This window comes from Pseudomonas sp. Marseille-Q1929, assembly GCF_017316265.1.
Classification (GTDB): Bacteria; Pseudomonadota; Gammaproteobacteria; order Pseudomonadales; family Pseudomonadaceae; genus Aquipseudomonas.
Genome location: NZ_JAFLWU010000011.1, coordinates 1 through 20,309, shown reverse-complemented (window position 1 = coordinate 20,309; position 20,309 = coordinate 1). Strand labels below are relative to the sequence as shown.

22 protein-coding genes and 4 tRNA genes are annotated in these 20,309 nt (G+C 58.8%); 8 read left to right on the top strand and 18 right to left on the bottom strand.

Annotation, left to right across the window (positions count from 1 at the left end; genetic code table 11):
- Positions 1-4: 4 nt before the first annotated feature.
- Genes J1G37_RS13950 through J1G37_RS13935 form a run of 4 tightly spaced genes read right to left on the bottom strand, consistent with a single transcriptional unit; the run spans position 5 to position 4,572 of the window.
- Positions 5-1,027 (bottom strand): LacI family DNA-binding transcriptional regulator, encoded by a 1,023-nt coding sequence (locus J1G37_RS13950; protein ID WP_207042532.1) that lies wholly within the window; start codon positions 1,025-1,027, stop codon positions 5-7.
- Positions 1,028-1,030: 3 nt separating this feature from the next.
- A complete protein-coding gene (locus tag J1G37_RS13945; RefSeq protein WP_207042531.1) occupies positions 1,031-2,008 on the bottom strand; it encodes an ABC transporter permease in 978 nt (325 codons plus the stop codon).
- A complete protein-coding gene (locus tag J1G37_RS13940; protein ID WP_207042530.1) occupies positions 2,005-3,558 on the bottom strand; it encodes a sugar ABC transporter ATP-binding protein in 1,554 nt (517 codons plus the stop codon). Before J1G37_RS13940 ends, J1G37_RS13945 begins: the two co-directional genes overlap by 4 nt.
- Positions 3,559-3,615: 57 nt before the next feature.
- Positions 3,616-4,572: a sugar ABC transporter substrate-binding protein gene (locus tag J1G37_RS13935; RefSeq protein ID WP_207042529.1), complete on the bottom strand. Its 957-nt coding sequence runs from the start codon at positions 4,570-4,572 to the stop codon at positions 3,616-3,618.
- Between the two features lie 490 nt (positions 4,573-5,062).
- Here J1G37_RS13935 and J1G37_RS13930 point away from each other — a divergent pair, with 490 nt between their 5' ends.
- The 3 genes from J1G37_RS13930 to J1G37_RS13920 all read left to right on the top strand — a co-directional run bounded on the left by J1G37_RS13930 (position 5,063) and on the right by J1G37_RS13920 (position 7,290).
- On the top strand, positions 5,063-6,151 hold the full coding sequence (locus J1G37_RS13930; protein WP_124525718.1) for an asparaginase: 1,089 nt from the start codon (positions 5,063-5,065) through the stop codon (positions 6,149-6,151).
- Between the two features lie 193 nt (positions 6,152-6,344).
- A complete protein-coding gene (locus J1G37_RS13925) occupies positions 6,345-6,596 on the top strand; it encodes a DUF1654 domain-containing protein (RefSeq protein ID WP_017737837.1) in 252 nt (83 codons plus the stop codon).
- A 4-nt stretch (positions 6,597-6,600) separates the two neighbouring features.
- Positions 6,601-7,290 carry an endonuclease I family protein gene (locus J1G37_RS13920; protein WP_207042528.1) on the top strand — a complete coding sequence of 230 codons (690 nt, stop codon included), beginning with the start codon at positions 6,601-6,603 and terminating at the stop codon, positions 7,288-7,290.
- A gap of 29 nt (positions 7,291-7,319) precedes the next feature.
- Here J1G37_RS13920 and J1G37_RS13915 read toward each other — a convergent pair whose 3' ends face one another.
- Positions 7,320-7,685: an SPOR domain-containing protein gene (locus J1G37_RS13915; RefSeq protein ID WP_207042756.1), complete on the bottom strand. Its 366-nt coding sequence runs from the start codon at positions 7,683-7,685 to the stop codon at positions 7,320-7,322.
- 263 nt (positions 7,686-7,948) lie between these two features.
- Here J1G37_RS13915 and csrA point away from each other — a divergent pair, with 263 nt between their 5' ends.
- Both csrA and J1G37_RS13905 read left to right on the top strand, forming a co-directional pair.
- Positions 7,949-8,143 carry a carbon storage regulator CsrA gene (csrA, locus tag J1G37_RS13910; RefSeq protein ID WP_003192511.1) on the top strand — a complete coding sequence of 65 codons (195 nt, stop codon included), beginning with the start codon at positions 7,949-7,951 and terminating at the stop codon, positions 8,141-8,143.
- Between the two features lie 204 nt (positions 8,144-8,347).
- On the top strand, positions 8,348-8,587 hold the full coding sequence (locus J1G37_RS13905; protein WP_207042526.1) for a hypothetical protein: 240 nt from the start codon (positions 8,348-8,350) through the stop codon (positions 8,585-8,587).
- 35 nt (positions 8,588-8,622) lie between these two features.
- Here the strand turns inward: J1G37_RS13905 and J1G37_RS13900 are convergent, their stop codons facing one another.
- Complete coding sequence (locus J1G37_RS13900; RefSeq protein WP_207042524.1) at positions 8,623-9,288, bottom strand: HAD family hydrolase; 666 nt, start codon at positions 9,286-9,288, stop codon at positions 8,623-8,625.
- A 224-nt stretch (positions 9,289-9,512) separates the two neighbouring features.
- Here J1G37_RS13900 and J1G37_RS13895 point away from each other — a divergent pair, with 224 nt between their 5' ends.
- On the top strand, positions 9,513-9,821 hold the full coding sequence (locus tag J1G37_RS13895) for a hypothetical protein (RefSeq protein WP_242551581.1): 309 nt from the start codon (positions 9,513-9,515) through the stop codon (positions 9,819-9,821).
- Positions 9,822-9,836: 15 nt separating this feature from the next.
- On the opposite strand, the gene pcp is transcribed toward J1G37_RS13895, so the two are convergent.
- The 4 genes from pcp to J1G37_RS13875 all read right to left on the bottom strand — a co-directional run bounded on the left by pcp (position 9,837) and on the right by J1G37_RS13875 (position 12,828).
- Entirely contained in the window at positions 9,837-10,478 is a 642-nt protein-coding gene (gene pcp, locus J1G37_RS13890) for a pyroglutamyl-peptidase I (RefSeq protein WP_207042522.1), read from the bottom strand.
- Between the two features lie 7 nt (positions 10,479-10,485).
- Positions 10,486-11,436 (bottom strand): DUF979 domain-containing protein, encoded by a 951-nt coding sequence (locus J1G37_RS13885; protein ID WP_017737844.1) that lies wholly within the window; start codon positions 11,434-11,436, stop codon positions 10,486-10,488.
- Positions 11,433-12,149: a DUF969 domain-containing protein gene (locus tag J1G37_RS13880; RefSeq protein WP_207042520.1), complete on the bottom strand. Its 717-nt coding sequence runs from the start codon at positions 12,147-12,149 to the stop codon at positions 11,433-11,435. Before J1G37_RS13880 ends, J1G37_RS13885 begins: the two co-directional genes overlap by 4 nt.
- 253 nt (positions 12,150-12,402) lie before the next feature.
- Entirely contained in the window at positions 12,403-12,828 is a 426-nt protein-coding gene (locus tag J1G37_RS13875) for a GNAT family N-acetyltransferase (protein WP_207042518.1), read from the bottom strand.
- A gap of 392 nt (positions 12,829-13,220) precedes the next feature.
- On the opposite strand from J1G37_RS13875, the gene J1G37_RS13870 reads away from it, so the two are divergent.
- Positions 13,221-13,472: a helix-hairpin-helix domain-containing protein gene (locus tag J1G37_RS13870; RefSeq protein WP_207042516.1), complete on the top strand. Its 252-nt coding sequence runs from the start codon at positions 13,221-13,223 to the stop codon at positions 13,470-13,472.
- Between the two features lie 136 nt (positions 13,473-13,608).
- Here the strand turns inward: J1G37_RS13870 and J1G37_RS13865 are convergent.
- Positions 13,609-13,685 (bottom strand) — tRNA-Val (locus tag J1G37_RS13865).
- Positions 13,686-13,869: 184 nt separating this feature from the next.
- Between J1G37_RS13865 and J1G37_RS13860 the strand changes: the two genes are divergently transcribed.
- Positions 13,870-15,153 carry an FAD-binding oxidoreductase gene (locus J1G37_RS13860; protein WP_207042514.1) on the top strand — a complete coding sequence of 428 codons (1,284 nt, stop codon included), beginning with the start codon at positions 13,870-13,872 and terminating at the stop codon, positions 15,151-15,153.
- A 241-nt stretch (positions 15,154-15,394) separates the two neighbouring features.
- Here the strand turns inward: J1G37_RS13860 and J1G37_RS13855 are convergent.
- The 7 genes from J1G37_RS13855 to J1G37_RS13825 form a co-directional block, all read right to left on the bottom strand.
- Positions 15,395-15,471 (bottom strand) — tRNA-Asp (locus J1G37_RS13855).
- A 106-nt stretch (positions 15,472-15,577) separates the two neighbouring features.
- A tRNA-Asp gene (locus J1G37_RS13850) sits at positions 15,578-15,654 on the bottom strand.
- Positions 15,655-15,709: 55 nt separating this feature from the next.
- A tRNA-Val gene (locus J1G37_RS13845) sits at positions 15,710-15,785 on the bottom strand.
- 107 nt (positions 15,786-15,892) lie between these two features.
- Positions 15,893-16,657: an SDR family oxidoreductase gene (locus J1G37_RS13840; RefSeq protein WP_124525820.1), complete on the bottom strand. Its 765-nt coding sequence runs from the start codon at positions 16,655-16,657 to the stop codon at positions 15,893-15,895.
- A gap of 11 nt (positions 16,658-16,668) precedes the next feature.
- On the bottom strand, positions 16,669-17,880 hold the full coding sequence (locus tag J1G37_RS13835) for an O-succinylhomoserine sulfhydrylase (RefSeq protein ID WP_017737849.1): 1,212 nt from the start codon (positions 17,878-17,880) through the stop codon (positions 16,669-16,671).
- A gap of 65 nt (positions 17,881-17,945) precedes the next feature.
- Positions 17,946-19,451 (bottom strand): amidophosphoribosyltransferase, encoded by a 1,506-nt coding sequence (gene purF / locus J1G37_RS13830; protein ID WP_017737850.1) that lies wholly within the window; start codon positions 19,449-19,451, stop codon positions 17,946-17,948.
- Positions 19,452-19,492: 41 nt separating this feature from the next.
- Entirely contained in the window at positions 19,493-20,050 is a 558-nt protein-coding gene (locus J1G37_RS13825; RefSeq protein WP_207042512.1) for a CvpA family protein, read from the bottom strand.
- Between the last annotated feature and the right edge of the window lie 259 nt (positions 20,051-20,309).

Below are 20,309 nucleotides of genomic sequence, written 5' to 3'. Positions count from 1 at the left end.
CGGTTCAGCGGTATTGGGCAAACACACCGGCGACGGGTGCCGTGGACTCGCGCAACACAATGCTCGGCGTCACGATGCGTTGATCGATCGGCAGTTGGGGTGTCGCAATTCGTCGCAATAAAAGCTCTGCCGCCGTCTCGCCCAGTTGCACGATCGACTGCCCGACCGTGGTCAGCGCCGGGTAGACGTAGCGGCCCATTTGAATATCATCGAAACCAATCACCGACAGCTCGCCAGGCACGCGGATATTGCGCTCGGCGGCTGCACGCAACACGCCGAAACCAATCATGTCGTTGCTGGCAAAAATTGCGCTGGGCGGATTTTGCGCAAGTAATTGCACAGCGGCAGCATAACCGCCCGTACTGGTGAAATCGCTTTCCTGGGTGCGATTGGCCACCACCTCCACGCCCGCCTCAGACAGCGCACGGTGATAACCCGCCAGGCGCATCTGCGCGACGCGGGTGTGAGCCGGGCCGCCGATGCAGGCGATGTCGCGGTGGCCCAACTCAAGCAAGTGCCGGGTCGCCAGGTACCCGCCCTCCTCGTGATCAATGCGCACCAGATCGACATCAATGCCGTGCAGCGCTCGGTCGACAATGACCATCGGCGTGCGTACGGCGCTCAAGCCAGCGGCCAGGCCGCTGTCATCGCCACCTACGGAAGTCACGATCAAGCCATCGATGCGTTTTTCCAGCAATACCCGCAAATAGTTGCGCTGTTTTTCCGCGTTATCGTCGGAGTTGCACAGGATCACGCAGTAGCCGTTACGCTCGCAATAATCCTCGATACCCCTGGCCAGTTCCGCAAAGTACGGGTTGAGGCTGTTGGGCACCAGCAGGCCAATCGTGGCCGTGGTCTTGGCCTTGAGCGAACGCGCGACCGCACTGGGCACGTAGTCGAGCTGCTTGATCGCCGCCTCGACTTTGATGCGTACTGGCTCACTCACCGGGCGCGTCTTGTTCACCACATGGGACACCGTGGTGTAGGAAATACCTGCAAGCGCTGCCACATCCTTGATCGTTGCCATGGTTCAGCCCCGCCGACTGGCGCGCTGGCTGCGGTAGGTATCGAGGACCACCGCAATCACAATCACCGCACCGGTGATGATGCGTTTGGTCGGCTCTGTTGCACCGATCTGCGCCAAGCCAGCAGCCAATACCGAAATAATCAATACACCAAAAAAGGTGCTGATCACCGAGCCACGCCCACCCATCAGGCTGGTCCCGCCAATAACCACCGCCGCAATCACTTGCAACTCCAGGCCGGAACCCGCGTTCGGGTCTGCCGCTTCCAATCGCGAAATCTGGAACAGCGCCGCCACACCCGCCAGCAGCCCCATCAGGCTGAACACCAGGATCTTGTAGGGTTTTGGATTGATCCCTGCCAGACGCACCGCTTCTTCGTTGGTACCAATACCGATCAGGTAGCGACCAAACACCGTGCGGGTCAGCACCAATTGCGCCGCGATGATGACCAGCAACGCAATGATGAACGACGGCGAAATACCAAAGGCCACCGGATTGGACAGCCAGGCAAAAGAATCACCGATGTAGGCCGTGCGCGAGCCGGTCATCTGGTACGCCACGCCACGGGCCATTTCGAGCACGCCGAGGGACACGATGAACGACGGGATGCGCCAAGCCACGGTGATCGAACCGGTGATGGTACCCGCGAGCGCGGCGCATGCCATACCGAGTATGGCGGCAGGCACAACGCTCCACCCCCAACCCAGGATCGCCACGCTGACCGCCGACGCCGCCAATGCCAGCACCGAACCCACCGACAAGTCGATGCCGCCGATGATCAGGATAAAGGTCATGCCGACCGCGAGCACCATCAGGTCCGGGATCTGGTTGGCCAGGGTGCTGAAGGTGTCGTAGGACAGAAAGTGATCGCTGAGTACCGAGAACAGCGCGATCATCGCCAACAAGGCGCCCGCCAGGCCCAGATAGGTGCCAAGTCCGTAGAAGTTGCCGCCCGTTTTACCAGGAGAAGTGGTGGTTTTCATGGGGTATCCCTAAGCACTGCGTCGTTTAGCAGCGCGTCACGTTTCTGATAGCCGGCAAAGGCGGCGGCAAGCAATTCGTCCTGGGTCCAGCTGTCACGCTCGAAGGTCTCGATCAGGCGCCCGGCGGACAACACACCGATGCGGTCGCAGATCAGCATCAGCTCACGCAGGTCGCTGGACACTACAACCAGCGCTTTGCCCTGGCGGGTCAAGTCGCCCAGCAAGGCATAAATGTCGAACTTGGCGCCCACGTCGATGCCGCGGGTTGGCTCATCGAACAGCATCACCGAGCAGTCGCGTTCCAGCCAGCGGCCAATCACCACTTTCTGCTGGTTGCCGCCGGATAATTCGGACACCAACTGCGCCGGGCTGGAACTGCGGATGCGCATGGCGTCGATCTGACGCTTGGCCAACGCGGTTTCATCTCGGCCATTGACCACGCCGCCGCCAGAGATTTCCGGCATGTTGCCCAGGGCGATATTGGCGCTGATGGATTGGGTCAGCAGCAAGCCCTCGCCCTTGCGGTCTTCGGTGATCAGGGCAATGCCATGGCCCACTGCGTCCACCGGCGAACGGATGCTCACCACCTGGGCCGGTGAACCAAGTGCCACGGTGCCACTGTCGGCGAGGTCAGCGCCGAAGATCAGGCGCAGCAGTTCGGTACGGCCGGCACCAATCAGGCCGGAGATGCCGTAGATCTCGCCGGCACGCACTTCAAAGGACACATCGCGCACCTTGTCCGAGCGCGTCAGGCCGTTTACCGTCAGCGCAGGCGCGCCAAGGGTACGTGGGCCCAAGTCAATGTGTTCACCCAGCTCGCGGCCGACCATCAAGGTGACCAGTTGCTCGCTGTTGTAGTTGGCCATCGGCTCGACGCACACCAGCTGGCCGTCGCGCAGTACCGCAATGCGCTGGGCAACTCGGGCCAGCTCTTCCAGGCGGTGCGAAATATAAATGATCGCCACGCCCCGCGCCTGCAGACGGGTGATTTGTTCAAAGAGCATCTCGACTTCACGGGCGGTCAACATCGCCGTCGGTTCGTCGAGGATCAGTACATGGCAGTCGCCGATCAGGTTGCGCGCGATCTCGACCATTTGCTGGTGGCCAATGCCCAGGCTGCCAACCAGCGTGTCCGGATCAATGGCGTCCAGGCCCACTTGAGCCATGGCTTCGATAGCCGCCTTGCGCAGTTGCTTGCGGCTGATCCAGCCACAATGGCTGGGCAGGTTATCCAGGAACAGGTTTTCGGCCACGGTGAGCGTCGGCAGCAGGTTGAGCTCCTGCATGACCATGCGCACACCCAGCTCTTCAGCCTGGGTGCGACTGCCCGGGCGATAGTCTTGCCCGTTGAATTGCATGTGCCCGGTGGTCGGCGTGACCAGCCCGCCGATGATCTTCGACAAGGTACTTTTACCTGCGCCGTTCTCACCGGTCAGCGCCAGCACTTCACCGCGATTGAGCGTCAGGGTGATGTCGGACAGAACCGGTTGGGCATAGGTCTTGCCGATACCGCTGACCGAGAGGACAGCGTTCGGGGCGGAAGATGACATAGGAAAATCTCCAGGCGCCCGCTCACAATGAGCGGACGCTGTTGGGTGCTGCCAGGATTACTTCTTGAGGACGAGTTCGACCGGGGTTTCGATCACGCCATCTTTGGCATCGACTTTCTCACCCTTGACCAGCTTGAGCGCGTTCTGGATACCGAACACCGCTTGCTGGGCCGCAGCCTGGTCGGCGGTCGCCAGGACACGGCCGTCTTGCAGCATCGGCTTGATGGCTTCGATGTTGTCATAACCAACGACCAGCACTTTGCCGGCCTTGCCCGCCGCGCGGACAGCGGAGACTGCGCCCAGGGCCATGTTGTCGTTACCGGCCAGCAGGGCTTTAAGGTCGGGATATTCGCTCAGCATGGCCGAGGCCACTTTGCGACCTTCGTCAATTTCCCAGTTACCCGATTGGGTGGAGACGATCTTCAGGCCCGCTGCGTCCATCGCATCCTTGAAGCCAGCAGTGCGTTGCTGGGCGTTGGTCGTGGTCGGTACGCCTTCAATGATGCCGACCTTGTCACCTGCAGCCAGTTGCTTGGCCAGGTAGTCGCCAACCAACTTGGAGCCTTTGCGGTTGTCCGGGCCGACAAAGGGAATGTCGAGGTTTTTGCTTTTCAGCACATCCGGGTCCAGGCGGTTGTCGATGTTGACGATTTTGATTCCGGCTTTAGAGGCATCTTCCAGCACTTTCACCAATGCCTTGGAGTCCGCCGGCGCGATAACGATGGCATTGACCTTGGACAAAATCATCTGCTTGACGATATCAATCTGCGCGCTGGTATCGGTTTCGTTCTTGATACCGTTGGTGATCATGTCGAAATCGGCGGCGTGGGACTTCTGATAGTCCTTTGCACCATCTTGCATAGTGACGAAAAATTCATTGGCGAGGGACTTCATCACCAGACCTACCTTTGGCTTGGCGACGTCATCGGCGAATGCCGAGGAGAGAGGTAGAGCAGCGGATGCGGCAGCAAGCACAGCGACAGCAAGAAGACGTCCAGCGAATGGCAGCTTCATGGGTTCACTCCGATCTTATGATTATTGTAAGCAACGCCTGCAACAAAACATCTCGCAAACGTTTGCGTTATTGAAACTATGAGAACGTTGTCGAGATTTGTCAACGGTCTCCAGCACGCTTTCAGGCGAGCCCTCTAGCCTCTGCCTTCACGCGGCGCAGAAGCGCTCCTAAACATCGCCGGTGCCGGGTCGTTCTCTAAAACGACAGGCTGCGAGGCTGGTGTCGCACACCCCCGGGGAAGATTCGATTATTTTTTCGGACAACCGAACGCGCTACTGCCCAATTGTTCGGAAAGCCGGACAACGTATCACTGACGAAACTTAAAAAAACGATTTTATCCCTTATAAATCAACGTCTTATTTTATGACTGAAAACTTGGTCAGGCTGGTACAGATCCTGCTCTTTCCCTGCACCTCGCGGCGTTCAGAACCGCCCGGGCGCTCTAGATGAACCTGCACCAGCACTCATCAAAAACCAGAGAGAAAAATAATGAAATCTGCATTGAAGAACATTGTTCCGGGCGCGCTGGCCCTCCTGCTGCTGTTCCCCGTTGCCGCCCAGGCAAAGGACGTTGAAACCAAGACCAAACTCTCCAACGTGGTGATCCTCGCCACCGGCGGCACCATCGCCGGCGCGGGCGCCAGCTCGGCCAACAGTGCCACCTACCAGGCAGCCAAGGTCGGTATCGAACAACTGATCGCCGGTATCCCTGAGCTTAGCCAGATCGCCAACGTGCGCGGCGAGCAAGTGATGCAAATTGCATCCGAGAGCATCAACAATGACAACCTGCTGCAACTGGGCCGTCGCGTGGCCGAATTGGCCGACAGCAAGGACGTGGACGGCATCGTGATCACCCACGGCACCGACACCCTGGAAGAGACCGCCTACTTCCTGAACCTGGTAGAAAAAACCGACAAGCCAATCATCGTGGTCGGCTCCATGCGCCCAGGCACCGCCATGTCGGCAGACGGCATGCTCAACCTGTACAACGCCGTGGCCGTGGCCGGCAGCAAAGATGCACGCGGCAAGGGCGTGCTGGTGACCATGAACGACGAAATCCAATCGGGTCGCGACGTGAGCAAGATGGTCAACATCAAGACCGAAGCGTTCAAGAGCCCTTGGGGCCCGCTGGGCATGGTGGTTGAAGGCAAATCCTACTGGTTCCGCCTGCCAGCCAAGCGCCACACCATGGACTCGGAATTCGACATCAAGAATATCAAGAGCCTGCCCGATGTCGAAATCGCCTACGGTTACGGCAACGTGAGCGACACGGCCTACAAGGCCCTTGCCCAGGCTGGCGCCAAAGCCATCATCCATGCCGGCACCGGCAATGGCTCGGTGTCTTCCAAGGTTGTCCCTGCCCTGCAGGAACTGCGTAAACAAGGCGTGCAGATCATTCGCTCTTCCCACGTGAATGCTGGCGGTTTTGTTCTGCGCAACGCCGAACAACCTGACGACAAGTACGACTGGGTGGTTGCCCATGACCTGAACCCGCAAAAAGCCCGCATCCTCGCGATGGTCGCCCTGACCAAGACCCAGGACAGCAAAGAGCTGCAACGGATGTTCTGGGAATATTGATTCCTGGTGACACCCCGGCAGGGGCGGCCTACCCGCCCCTGCCTCCCTTCGCAAATGCCCACCATTAGAACCGCCCCTTCCTACACCAAACCGCCCAAGTCGGTATCAGAAGAACTTCCTGAATTTTAAGCAGTTGCGAAATTGCTCGCAGTTAAATACTGTATGCACGTACAGCTTACCTAAGGAGCCCCCCGTGGCAAAGTCCTCTTCCGCAGCACAAACCCCACCTGGTGCTTACGAACGCCTGGCCATTCGTGTGCAAAAGATCATCAATTCGACCAACGCCCAGAAAGCCAAGGCAGCCTTGATCTTCCGCTTGCCGGATGAACCTGAGGATGAGTGGCAGCGCCTGCTGGAGGAAATCGCAGAGAACGACAACGTCACCCTTGCCTACCGGGATGATGGCGGCGTGCAGATTTTCTGGGTTGTACCGAAGGAAGATTGATTCAATGAGTGCCCGCTTTATTGCTACGTGCTGCCTGTTTTTTTCCATCACCGCCCACGCGCAAGCGCCTCGCACGTTCAGCGAAGCCAAGAAAATCGCCTGGACGCTCTACGCGCCGCAATCCACCGAGTTTTATTGCGGCTGCAAATACACGGGCAACCGCGTGGACCTGAAAGCCTGCGGTTACATCCCACGCAAAAACGCCAGCCGCGCTGCACGTATCGAATGGGAGCATATTGTCCCAGCCTGGCAGATCGGGCATCAGCGCCAATGCTGGCAAAACGGCGGGCGCAAAAACTGCACGCGTCATGACGATGTATTCAAGCGCGCCGAAGCCGACCTGCACAACCTGGTGCCAAGCATCGGCGAGGTCAACGGAGACCGTAACAACTTCAGTTTTGGCTGGCTGCCGGTGCAACGCGGGCAGTACGGATCATGCTTGACCCAGGTGGATTTCAAGGCCAAGAAAGTCATGCCGCGCCCCTCGGTTCGCGGGATGATTGCGCGCACTTATTTCTACATGAGCAAGCAATACGGTTTGCGCCTGTCGAAACAGGATCGTCAACTGTACGAAGCCTGGAACAAGACCTATCCGGTGCAAACCTGGGAACGCCAGCGCAATCAGACCGTGGCCTGCGTGATGGGGCGCGGCAATGAATTTGTCGGCCCGGTAAACCTCAAGGCCTGCGGCTGAACGTGGGCGGGACTCCCGCCCAACCGGCCTTATTGCGCAGCCTGGTGCTCGACAACCTGTGACTCGGTATCGGTTTTCTTGGCGCGGGCCATCTTCTCGTTAAGCAACGCCTGCTTGGCCTCAGCCTCAGCCTTGCTCGCAAAAGGCCCCAGGAACACTTCGTCCTTGCCGTCGACCTTCACGATATAAAAATTGAAACCATGTTCCAGCAACCACGCTGTCAGGTCGGTAATTGCCTGCAACTTGTGGTCCGGCGGACCTACGCGCACATCCCACTCCTGAGCGGCAATCGCACCGGTTTGTGGCTGGCTTTCGGTCACGGCAGGCTTGGCCTTGGGGGCATCGACACGCTTGCCTTCACCGCAACCGGCCAATGCCAACACCGCAATTGCCATCGCTACTTTACGCACTGCCCTGCTCCTTTAAAGGATAAAGAGGCAACTTTATCATTCACTGTCTATTCTGGCCGTCATAAACGTTGGCTTAAACAATGCGAATCATGTATCGCAGACCTGTATGATGCCGCCATGGGAATTAATGTCGCCTCTATGCGTCCTAAAAGAGGCAGTCACAGGGAAGCGCTTAGCAGTAAGCTACACACATCCGACACCTGCCCTGTCTGAAACATGTGTCCTTAAAAGTAATCAAGGAGAAGTCCATGCTTATACTCACCCGCAAAGTCGGTGAAAGCATAAACATCGGTGATGACATCACAATCACCATCCTGGGCGTTAGCGGCCAGCAAGTACGAATCGGCATCAACGCACCAAAGGACGTTGCCGTGCATCGCGAGGAGATTTACCAACGCATCCAGGCTGGCCTGACCGCTCCAGACAAAAACCAGACGCCTTGACGCGCACTCAGTAGCCAGCCTTTTCGTTCACTGTAACGGCTGGCGAAAACCCCGAGTCCTGCTTAGGCTTTCCGTGAGTTCGAATGCCTCGGCTGTTCCTTCGCGCAAAGATGAAACTATGTCGGCGCCTGGAACTTGTCGGCCAACTCAGAGCCGAATCTCCTGACCCCTTCCCGCCATCAGAGTGCAGCCAGGAGCACGTCGATGAGGCGCAGATCAACACAACCCTTTGCCATTCGTGCCTGGATAATCGCCCTGCTGATTGGGCTAGCCTTCGCAGGGCTGGAATATGGCCTGAGCCTGGGAGCCGAACAAACCACCAGCCCTGAAACCCGTTCGTGGCTGGACCTTGGCTTATTCCTGTGCGCCTATCTGTTTGCGATCTGCCTCAAGCCCATCCAGGCGACCATCCGGCGTAGGTTGTGCCGCAGCGCGACTCAATAGCTGCAACGCAAAGCGGCGAGTTGATGACCTTCGTATCATTCGTCCCTGCGCTGTACGTACAGCGAGCCATCGGCGCTACGCCGGGCCTGTAATTTTTCGTACCCGTTTATTGAAGGATGCTTCGTCACCATGGGCTTGAGGTGCGTCGAGGTCACGACCATCACATCCGCACCAGCCGCCTCGCCCGCCCGAATGCCCACTGTCGCATCCTCGAACACCAGGCACTCCTGAACCGACACGCCCAGCCGCTGCGCCCCCAAAACGTAGCAAGCGGGGTCTGGCTTGCCGGTGGCGACATCTTCGGCCGTCACCAACACAGCAGGCGGCGTAATTCCTGCAGCCTGCAGACGACGCAGCGCCAACGTCCGAGGGGCAGACGTGACCAGCGCCCATTGATCGCCCGGCAAGTCGTTGAGGAATGCAACGGCACCAGGTATCGCGACAACACCTTCGACATCATTGATCTCGGCTTCAGTAATCCACTGCGCCTCGGCCTCTGGATCGACGCCGGGCAATGCCTGGCGCGTGATCGTATCAATCGCACGGGCTCCGTGAATGGTGGCCAGGAACGCCGCTACGTCCAGGCCATGGCGTTGCGCCCAACTGCTCCACACCCGCTCGGCGGCGGCGATGGAATTGAGCAGGGTCCCGTCCATATCGAACAGAAAGGCGCGGTAATGTTGAGCTGCTGGGATGGACACTGCGTGGCTTCCTCATGGGCGGTAACAAATAATCAGCCCGAAGCAATCTACGGATGCCATCGATGCTTGTAAACGCTGGCTGCTCACCGAGCAGGGGGACTGAAGACCACGGGCCAGAGCCACGGTGTTATTTTGCAAAAATTTGCCTGCCCCTGCTGGCCCGCACTCCTACTATTCTTTCCTCCGAAGCACTCACTCACATTGTTTGAAACGGATGTCACGCAGTGGAAAAAAGACAACATCAGCTCGGTAGCCCGAACACTCTGGCTCAAGGAAGAACCGCTGGAGGTAGCGAGGGCGGCTCTGGCCTGGAAAAACGATTGGGTTTACTGGAAAAGGGGTTAACAGAAATGAAAGAGAAGCTATTAACCGTCTCGAACAAGGCAGATTCCATTGAAAAACACTTCGCCACCCGGGCAGACCTGGCGACAACGGAGATGAACATCATCAAATGCTTCGTCGCTACCACGCTCGCAATGGCCGGCCTTGCATGCGCTATCGCGTTCGGGTTGATCCGATTGCATTCCAGCTAAGGCCAATCGGACAGGTCAACTGACCTGTCCGCCGCCCTCCGCAACATCCATGGGCGTACGCCACGCCGTCCGTACCGCAACCTGCAAGCCTTCAACCAGCGTCGCCAACGCCATCGAAGGTTGACCCGATCCAACCACCTGCTCCGGCAAGGCGGGCACATGAATAAAACCACTGCGCACAACCGTCCCGGCCAGTAGGTGCTGCAACTGATAAAACACCTGGTTACATACAAACGTACCCGCGGTCTGCGAAACCGAGGCCGCGCCCCCTGCCTCGCGCACGGCCTTGACCATCGCCTTGATCGGCAGTGTGGTGAAGTACGCTGCGGGACCACCCACAACCACCGCCGTGTCGATCGGTTGCGCGCCCAAGTTGTCGGGGATGCGCGCATCGTTGACGTTGATCGCCACCCGCTCGATGGAAATATCGCTGCGCCCCGGGCCGAGGCCAGTGGCAATGACCATCACCGGGGACAGTTCAGCGATCAATTGGGCCAGGTATTCGCCCGCGGTGGCAAACGCGCAAGGCAACCGGTGCGCAACAATCTGTACATCGTCGCCCAGTTGCATGCCGTTCAGTTGGCGCACCGCCTCCCAGGACGGATTCACCGGTTCTTGATCAAAAGGTTCAAACCCCGTCAGCAGTATCGTTTGCATCTTGATCTCACATCAGCAGGTAAAGCAGGACGATATTGACCACCAACATCATCAGCGCCGTAGGCAACTGTGCCTTGATCACCGCGTTCTTGTCCGGCAGTTCCAGCAACGCTGCCGGCACGATATTGAAGTTCGCCGCCATAGGCGTCATCAACGTGCCGCAGTAGCCAGAAAACATGCCAATGGCCGCCATCACCGCCGGGTTGCCACCGTAGATCCCCACCAGTACCGGCACGCCGACACCACCGGTCATCACCGGAAAGGCCGCAAAACCGTTCCCCATGATCACCGTGAACAACGCCATGCCCAACACATAGACCATTACCGCCACCAACTTGTAATCCAGGTTGATATAGGTGGTGGTGACGTGGGCGACGGCCGTACCGACCCCCGCCTCATTGAACAACAACCCGAGCATCGCCAACATTTGCGGGAGCACCATGGCCCAGCCCAAGGCTTCTGTCAGGCGCCGGGATTCGCGCAGGGCTTGCACCGGCGTATCGCGCGTCAGCCAACAGGCCAGGCCGAGGGCGATCAGACAACCGATGCCGAGAGACACAAAGGTGGTGTTTTTCGGGTCCAGCAGCGGCACGCCGCCGATCTCGGTGTGTTTGAGCAATACCGAGCCAATCACCGTGGTCAGGGGAATGGCCAGTGCAGGTATAAACAGCTTATGTCCTAGGCGACCAGCGCTGGCACGGGAGGCCTTGTCATGCAGTTCGGCATGTTGGCCACGGCCAACACCGCCCATCCCGGCGATCAAGGCCATCACCACCACCCCGGCACCAATGACCACCGACGGCAAGCGCTCCCCGACCAGGAACGGAATGGCGAACAGCAGCCAGAACAACGCACTGGACCAGCGCTTGGGGTGGCTACGATCCAACACGATCATGCCTGCGGTGATCAGCAATAGCACACCGGCCAACCAGTACAGATATTGAATGGAGATAATCATTGCACGGCCTCCACAGACGTAGCGGTCGGCGTCAGCTCGCGGGTGAGCCTGCGGTCAAACCGATGCAAGCGAAACGCGTGGATGATAAAGGCGCAGATCGCCGTGGGAATGCCCCACACCGCGATGTGCAGCGGCTCTACATCAATGCCCGAACCGAGCAGGAAGGTGTGCATCAGTGCAATCGCGCCAAAGGCGACAAAAATGTCTTCACCGAAAAACAACCCCACGTTGTCAGTCGCCGCACACATCGCCAGCACTTTGTGCCGGACCTTGTCCGGCAACTTGCCGTAGCGTTTTTCCGCCGCACCTTCGGCCATCGGCGCCAGCAGCGGACGTACCATCTGCGGATGCCCGCCCAGGCTGGTCAAGCCCATGGCTGCCGTGGATTCACGCACAAACAGGTAGATGATCAACAGGCGCCCAACCGTCGCTCGCTCAAACCGTGCGATCCAGTTCTGCGCATGCAGGCGCAACCCATGGCGCTCTAGCAAGCCGATGACAGCCAGGGGTAACAGAAGGATCAATTGCAGGGCGCGAGTCTGAAGGAAACCATCACCCATGGTGGCGAGGATTTTTTCCAAGGGGAAATGGGCAGCAAGCCCGGTGGCGATGGCGGCAGCGGTGACCACCAACAGCGGATTGAAGCGCAAGACAAAGCCAACCACGATGACAAGTACGCCGATCAACGGCCATAGGTTCACAACAGTTTGCATGACGGTGAAGTCCTTAAATGCGCGCTGCGGCGCCATTACAGCAGGATGTGAACAAAGGGTTCACAGCAAGAAGTGGCGTGCAGTCGGCTCGGTTTTTTATTGTTGACCCGGAAGGTCGAGCGTCAGTGGCGGCAACTTTGCTGCCTGGGGCGGGAGGTGTCCAACAAGAAAAATTGTTGCTGCAAACCAATAAATTTTGTCAGTGATTGGAGGCTGCGCTGAAGCCGGCTGGCGATCATCAGCGCCCGGGGCTTTACGCGAAACGCTTGTGAAAAAAGAAGCGCTGATGACCCGGCGGGTAGTCAGCAACGTGACCGAACTCGCTGAAACCCAGCTTTCGATAAAACCCGGGGGCCTGAAAGCTGAACGTATCCAGCCAGATCCCAACACACCCTCGCTGGCGCGCCAAGTCCTCAGCGGTACGCATCAACCGCGTGCCCGTACCTTGGGTGCGCATCTGATCCGGGACGCTCAACAACTCAACGAACAGCCAGCCGTAGGAAATTTTCCCGTAAAGCCCCCCAACAACTTCTTGGCTATCTGGATCGCGCAGTAAAATCCCGACAGTTTCGAAAGGCATTTCCCCGGTAATACTGAGGTTGTAAGCGCGCAGCGGCTTGAGGATTGCCTCGCGCTCCTGTTCGGATACGTTGAACGACACTTCCATTGCCAATTCCATTGCGACCTCCTGCATGAGACGAAAACGTCGCTCAGTATGGCTGCCAGCGGGGGCGGGAGAAAGCGTGCCAAATCGCGCCTGGTCGGCGTAACCATGAAGAATCTCACACAGCACCTATACTCATTCGTGCGATAGCGCATTTCTGTGCATCGCTTTGCTGACGAAGAGGTAGTCCACTATGTACGCCGGACAAATGGGTATGGCGACAACAAATGGTGAGATTCGCTGCCAGATGGTTGTACAGATCATCTGCCTGCTATCGGTGGCTCAGCTTTTTTGCTGATTGATCAATACGCCCAGGCTATATAGATTCCCCGCAGGAGTCGTTGCGACTCTGCCTTCGTTTGCCCAGGATATTCCTCCCTCCCCAACGCCCAAAAAGGATTTTGTGGATGCCGTTTTCACCGGAAGAAAGAGTTCTGCTGCTTGCGCTCAAGGGCGTAGGGCCGACCGTCATTGCTCGACTTGAGCAAATGGGTATCGAATCACTGTCCGCGCTTGGAGAATCCAATGTCAGTGACATTCTGATGCAAGCCTCAGCCGCAGTAGGTTCGACCTGCTGGAAAAACAGTCCACAAGCCCGGGCAGCCATCACCGCAGCCGTTGGCCTTGCGAGAAACACTATTGCGCGCGATCCAGCCTGACCAGTGAATTCGCACGCCCAAGCCTCGCGCCTGGTTGCAGGCCAAGCACCTGCAGCCATTTGCAAATCCCAGACAACAAAAAAAGGCCCACCTTTCGGTGAGCCTTTCTAGACCGCCCAGCAGAGCGGATTTTGTTTGGTAGGCGCGATTGGACTCGAACCAACGACCCCCACCATGTCAAGGTGGTGCTCTAACCAACTGAGCTACGTGCCTGCTGTGAGGCGGCATTCTACGGAATTCCGGAGGGGTGTCAACATCTTTTTTGCAGCTAACCCTATGAATATGCGAATTATTTATTTGAGCCGGGGATACCCATGGTTTTCGGGTGGCTGGCAGGCAATTTTCAACTCAGGTAGGATCGGGGCACTCGTAAAAAATATAAAACAGAGGTTCCAGGATGGCGAACACCCCCTACCCCCAGTCGTATTACGCCGCGTCCGCGAATGCGGTTCCTCCTCGCCCAGTGCTGCAAGGAGATGTCGAAACCGATGTGTGCGTAATTGGCGCTGGCTATACCGGCCTTTCCAGCGCGCTGTTCCTGCTCGAGAACGGTTTTCGCGTGACGGTGCTGGAAGCCGCCAAGGTAGGGTTTGGCGCGTCGGGCCGTAACGGTGGGCAGATCGTCAACAGCTATAGCCGAGACATTGACGTCATCGAGCGCAGCGTCGGCCCCCAGCAGGCACAATTGCTCGGGCAGATGGCGTTTGAGGGCGGCCGGATCATTCGCGAGCGGGTCGCCAAATATCAGATCCAGTGCGACCTGAAGGACGGCGGCGTGTTTGCCGCACTCAACAGCAAGCACATGGGGCACCTGGAGTCGCAGAAGCGCCTGTGGGAGCGCTATGGCCATACGCAACTGGAACTGCTGGACGAGCGCCGCATCCGCGAAGTCGTGGCGTGTGACAACTACGTGGGCGGGCTGCTGGACATGAGCGGCGGGCACATTCACCCACTCAATCTGGCACTGGGTGAAGCGGCGGCAGTGGAGTCCCTGGGCGGCACGATCTACGAGCAATCGGCAGCGCTGCGCATCGAGCGTGGCGCCAATCCAGTGGTACACACCGCCGAGGGCAAGGTCAGGGCCAAGTTCATCATCGTCGCGGGCAACGCCTATCTGGGGAACCTGGTGCCGGAACTGGCAGCCAAGTCGATGCCATGCGGCACCCAGGTCATCACCACGGCACCACTGGGCGATGAGCTGGCGAAGACATTACTGCCACAGGACTACTGCGTCGAAGACTGCAACTACCTGCTCGACTACTACCGCCTCACCAGCGACAAACGCCTGATCTTCGGCGGCGGCGTGGTATATGGCGCACGCGACCCGGCGAACATCGAAGCAATCATCCGCCCGAAAATGCTCAAGGCATTCCCGCAGCTCAAGGACGTGAAGATCGACTACGCCTGGACCGGCAATTTCCTGCTGACCCTATCGCGTTTGCCGCAGGTAGGCCGTCTGGGCGACAACATCTATTATTCCCAGGGCTGTAGCGGCCATGGCGTGACGTACACGCACTTGGCGGGCAAGGTACTGGCGGAGGCACTGCGGGGCCAGGCAGAGCGTTTTGACGCGTTTGCCGACCTGCCGCATTACCCGTTCCCGGGTGGGCAACTACTGCGTACGCCGTTTGCGGCGCTGGGGGCTTGGTACTACGGGCTGCGGGATAAGCTGGGGTTCTGACCCAATCTAATTGTGGGAGCGGGCTTGCCCGCGATGGCGCCGGATCAGTCAACATATTCACCAACTGATACACCGCTATCGCGGGCAAGCCCGCTCCCACATTTTTGACCTGATAGTGTCAGTGAACAAAATCGCAGACACAAAAAACCCCGGTCTTTCGACCAGGGTCTTTGCTATCGGATCAAAGCAGCCAGAGGCTTTCTTTGTGCTTCAAGGCGTTCAGTGGGCCTTGGAGCAGATATGGCGCAGCGGACGGGACTCGAACCCGCGACCCCCGGCGTGACAGGCCGGTATTCTAACCGACTGAACTACCGCTGCGTATCGCTTGACCGCTTGGGCGTAAACCCCCAAACCGTCTTTAAACATCTGACCAACCAGCCTTGGCTGTTCGATCTCAAGCCCGACAAGTCAGACCTGGAAAATATGGCGCAGCGGACGGGACTCGAACCCGCGACCCCCGGCGTGACAGGCCGGTATTCTAACCGACTGAACTACCGCTGCGCGTCGGTGCAACCTTTAACGTTGCGTCTTGCCCTAAGGCAAAACTCTCAAGAAGTGGTGGGTGATGACGGGATCGAACCGCCGACCCTCTGCTTGTAAGGCAGATGCTCTCCCAGCTGAGCTAATCACCCTTTGCTTCGTTGAGGCCGCGAAATTTACGCAGGTAACGGACCTAAGTCAATAGCCTGCTTGAAGTTTTTCTGAAAAAGACAAAATTACTTCAAGACAGCTACCTACCCTACTCGCTGTAAATCATCTTCTTGCTCATGCCACCGTCCACGACAAACTCTTGCCCAGTGACAAACCCGGCCTGGCGCGACAGCAACCACGCCACCATTGCCGCCACATCCTCTACCGTGCCGACCCTGCCCGCAGGATGCTGGGCGTGATCGACGTCGGTCAAAGGCTCGGCACGCCGTGCAGCAGGATCGCGCGCGTCGATCCAGCCAGGACTTACAGCGTTGACTCGCACTTCCGGACCAAGACTCATGGCCAGCGCGTGAGTGAGCGCCAGCAAACCGCCCTTGCTCGCCGCATAGGCCTCGGTGTCCGGCTCAGACTGACGAGCGCGGGTTGAGGCCAGGTTGACGATGGCACCGCCATGGGCACGCAGGTACGGCGCACAATGTTTGGCCAACAACATCGGCCCACTGAGATTCACCGCGAGCACGCGGTTCCAGTAGGCCAGGTCGAGGCTTTCCAGGGTGATATTGCGCGGGTCGGCCACCGCCGCATTGCACACCAAGGCATCCAGGCGTCCAAATTGCCCAAGCACCTCGGCAACGCCCTGGGCGACCTGCTTCTCATCAGCCACATCCATGGTGATAAACCAGGCGTTTTCCCCCAGCACCTTGGACACCTTGGAACCACGTTCACGGTCCAGGTCGGTCAACACCACCTGCCAGCCTTCGCTGATCAGCCAGGCAGCAATGCCAAGGCCGATACCACGGGCAGCACCCGTCACCAACGCGACACGCCCGTTAGTCGCCGCCGCTGCCTCCATGGACCACTCGATCACAAGGCCGCCAGCCCGCGAGCCAGGTCAGCCTGCAAGTCGGCCACATCTTCCAGGCCCACCGCGATGCGGATCAGGCTGTCACGAATGCCCGCCGCTTCACGCTCTTGCGGCGCCAGGCGCCCGTGAGACGTGGTGCTCGGGTGAGTGATGGTGGTCTTGCTGTCGCCCAGGTTGGCGGTGATGGAGATCAGGCGCGTAGCATCGATAAAGCGCCAGGCGCCGTCTTTGCCGCCCTTCACTTCAAAGCTCACCACCGCACCGAAACCACGCTGCTGGCGCTGGGCCAACTCGTGTTGCGGGTGGCTCTTGAGGCCGGCGTAGTGCACCTTCTCGATACCGTCCTGCTGCTCCAGCCACTCGGCCAGTGCTTGCGCGTTGGCGCAATGGGCTTTCATGCGCAGGCTGAGGGTTTCCAGGCCCTTGAGGAAGATCCACGCGTTGAACGGGCTCAAAGTCGGGCCCGCGGTGCGCAGGAAGCCGACGATTTCCTTCATCTGCTCACCGCGACCGGCAACCACGCCACCCATGCAACGACCCTGGCCGTCGATGAACTTGGTGGCCGAGTGCACGACAATGTCCGCGCCCAACTTCAACGGTTGCTGCAATGCCGGGGTGCAGAAGCAGTTGTCGACCACCAGCATCGCGCCCTTGGCGTGAGCCACTTCGGACAACGCCGCGATGTCCACCAACTCGGCCAGCGGGTTGGACGGTGACTCGACGAACAACAGCTTGGTATTGGCCTTGATCGCCGCGTCCCAGCCAGAAAGATCCGCCAGCGGCACGTAGTCCACTTCGATACCGAAGCGCTTGAAGTACTTCTCGAACAGGCTGATGGTCGAGCCGAACACACTGCGCGACACCAACACGTGGTCGCCCGCGCTGCACAGGCTCATCACCACTGCCAGGATCGCCGCCATACCGGTCGCCGTGGCCACTGCCTGCTCAGCGCCTTCCAGGGCCGCAATGCGCTCTTCGAACGCACGTACGGTCGGGTTGGTATAGCGCGAATAGACGTTGCCCGGCACTTCGCCGGCAAAGCGCGCAGCCGCATCACCGGCCGTACGGAATACATAGCTGGAAGTGAAGAACATCGGATCACCGTGCTCACCTTCCGGCGTGCGGTGCTGACCGGCGCGCACAGCCAGGGTATCGAAAGCTACGCCATCGAGGTCGCTGTCCAACCGACCGGCATCCCATTCCTGACTCATGCTGCCACTCCTTACTCAATTCTTTATTTAAGATACAAAACCGGCCCCTCAGGGCCGGTGTCTACTCAGTTGTTGTACAGATCGATGATCGCGCTGACCGCCTGGGTCTTGATCTTCGACGAGTCGTTACGCGCCTGCTCGATCTTGTTCAGGTAGGCCTCGTCGACGTCGCCGGTCACATACTTGCCGTCGAACACCGCGCAGTCGAACTGCTCGATCTTGATCTTGCCACCACCCACTGCTTCGATCAGGTCCGGCAGATCCTGATAGATCAGCCAATCGGCGCCGATCAGGTCGGCAACGTCCTGGGTCGTGCGGTTGTGGGCGATCAGCTCGTGGGCGCTCGGCATGTCGATGCCGTACACGTTCGGGTAACGCACCGCTGGGGCTGCGGAGCAGAAGTACACGTTCTTCGCACCGGCTTCGCGGGCCATCTGGATGATCTGCTTGCACGTGGTGCCACGCACGATGGAGTCATCCACCAGCATCACGTTCTTGCCACGGAACTCCAGCTCGATGGCGTTGAGCTTCTGGCGCACCGATTTCTTGCGTGCTGCCTGGCCCGGCATGATGAAGGTACGGCCGATGTAACGGTTCTTCACGAAGCCTTCGCGGAACTTCACGCCCAGGTGATTGGCCAGCTCCAGTGCAGCGGTACGGCTGGTGTCCGGGATCGGGATCACCACGTCGATGTCGTGCTCAGGACGCTCGCGCAGGATCTTCTCGGCCAGCTTCTCACCCATGCGCAGGCGCGCCTTGTACACCGAAACGCCGTCGATGATCGAATCCGGACGCGCCAGGTAGACGTGTTCGAAAATGCACGGGGTAAGTTTCGGCGCCACAGCGCACTGACGGGTGTGCAGCTTGCCGTCTTCGGTGATGTACACCGCTTCGCCCGGCGCGAGGTCGCGGATCAGGGTGAAGCCCAGCACGTCCAGGGACACGCTTTCGGACGCGATCATGTACTCGACGCCTTCGTCGGTGTGACGCTGGCCGAACACGATCGGGCGGATGCCGTGCGGGTCACGGAAACCGACGATGCCGTAGCCGGTCACCATCGCTACGACGGCGTAGCCACCGACGCAACGGTTGTGCACGTCAGTAACGGCAGCAAACACGTCTTCTTCGGTCGGCTGCAGCTTGCCGCGCTGGGCCAGCTCGTGAGCGAACACGTTCAGCAGCACTTCCGAGTCGGAGCTGGTGTTGACGTGGCGCAGGTCAGATTCGTAAATCTCCTTGGCCAGCTGTTCAACGTTGGTCAGGTTGCCGTTATGCGCCAAGGTAATGCCGTAAGGCGAGTTGACGTAGAACGGTTGAGCTTCGGCCGAAGTCGAGCTACCGGCAGTCGGGTAACGCACATGGCCAATGCCCATGTGCCCGACGAGACGCTGCATGTGACGCTGATGAAACACGTCACGTACCAGGCCATTGTCCTTGCGCAGGAATAACCGGCCGTCGTGGCTGGTCACAATACCGGCAGCGTCCTGGCCGCGGTGCTGGAGGACGGTTAGCGCGTCATACAGCGCCTGATTGACGTTCGACTTACCGACGATACCGACGATGCCACACATGCGACGCAACCCCTACTTAATGAATCTTGACTGAACACAACTTACTGCGGCGTGTTGGCCGGCAAGAGGTGTTCCTTGAACGGAAGATCAGCGGGTACGCTGATTCCGCTGGCCAGCCACTGACTGCTCCACCCCAGAATGAGGTTCTTGGACCAATCGGCAACTAATAGAAATTTTGGCACGAGTACCGACTCCTGCCACCACGAATCCTGCTGTACTGGCCCCAGGCTCAACAGCCCGACCGCCACAACCACCAGCAACGCGCCACGCGCGGCGCCAAAGGCCATGCCGAGAAATCGATCGGTCCCGGAGAGGCCGGTGACACGTATCAACTCGCCAATAAGATAATTGACCATTGCCCCCACCAGCAGCGTGGCGATGAACATGATGGCGCAGCCCGCGATGACGCGAGCCGAAGGTGTCTCGATGTATCCGGCCAGGTAGACCGACAGTGAACCACCGAACATCCAGGCTACGACTCCTGCGATGATCCAGGTCAGCAACGACAGAGCTTCTTTTACGAAGCCGCGGCTTAGACTGATCAAAGCGGAGATGGCGACGATTGCAACGATCGCCCAATCAACCCAGGTAAATGGCACAGTGCAGCCTACAGACAGATAAGGCGGCGCATTTTAGCAGAGCGCTGGGCTATCGGTAAGCGGTGATTACGGCTGCTTTGCAAATCAATAGTTTGTGATGGACAGATGCCATTTCAACCCCACCCAAAAAACAATGTGGGAGCAACTGTCTTGGCAGCTTTTCAAAAAGCATCATTAAGGCAGCCATAAAACCGCCCACAGCCTATGCCGTGTACTACTCCACTAGTGATCGCGTAGTTGATTACGCTACGCGATCGCT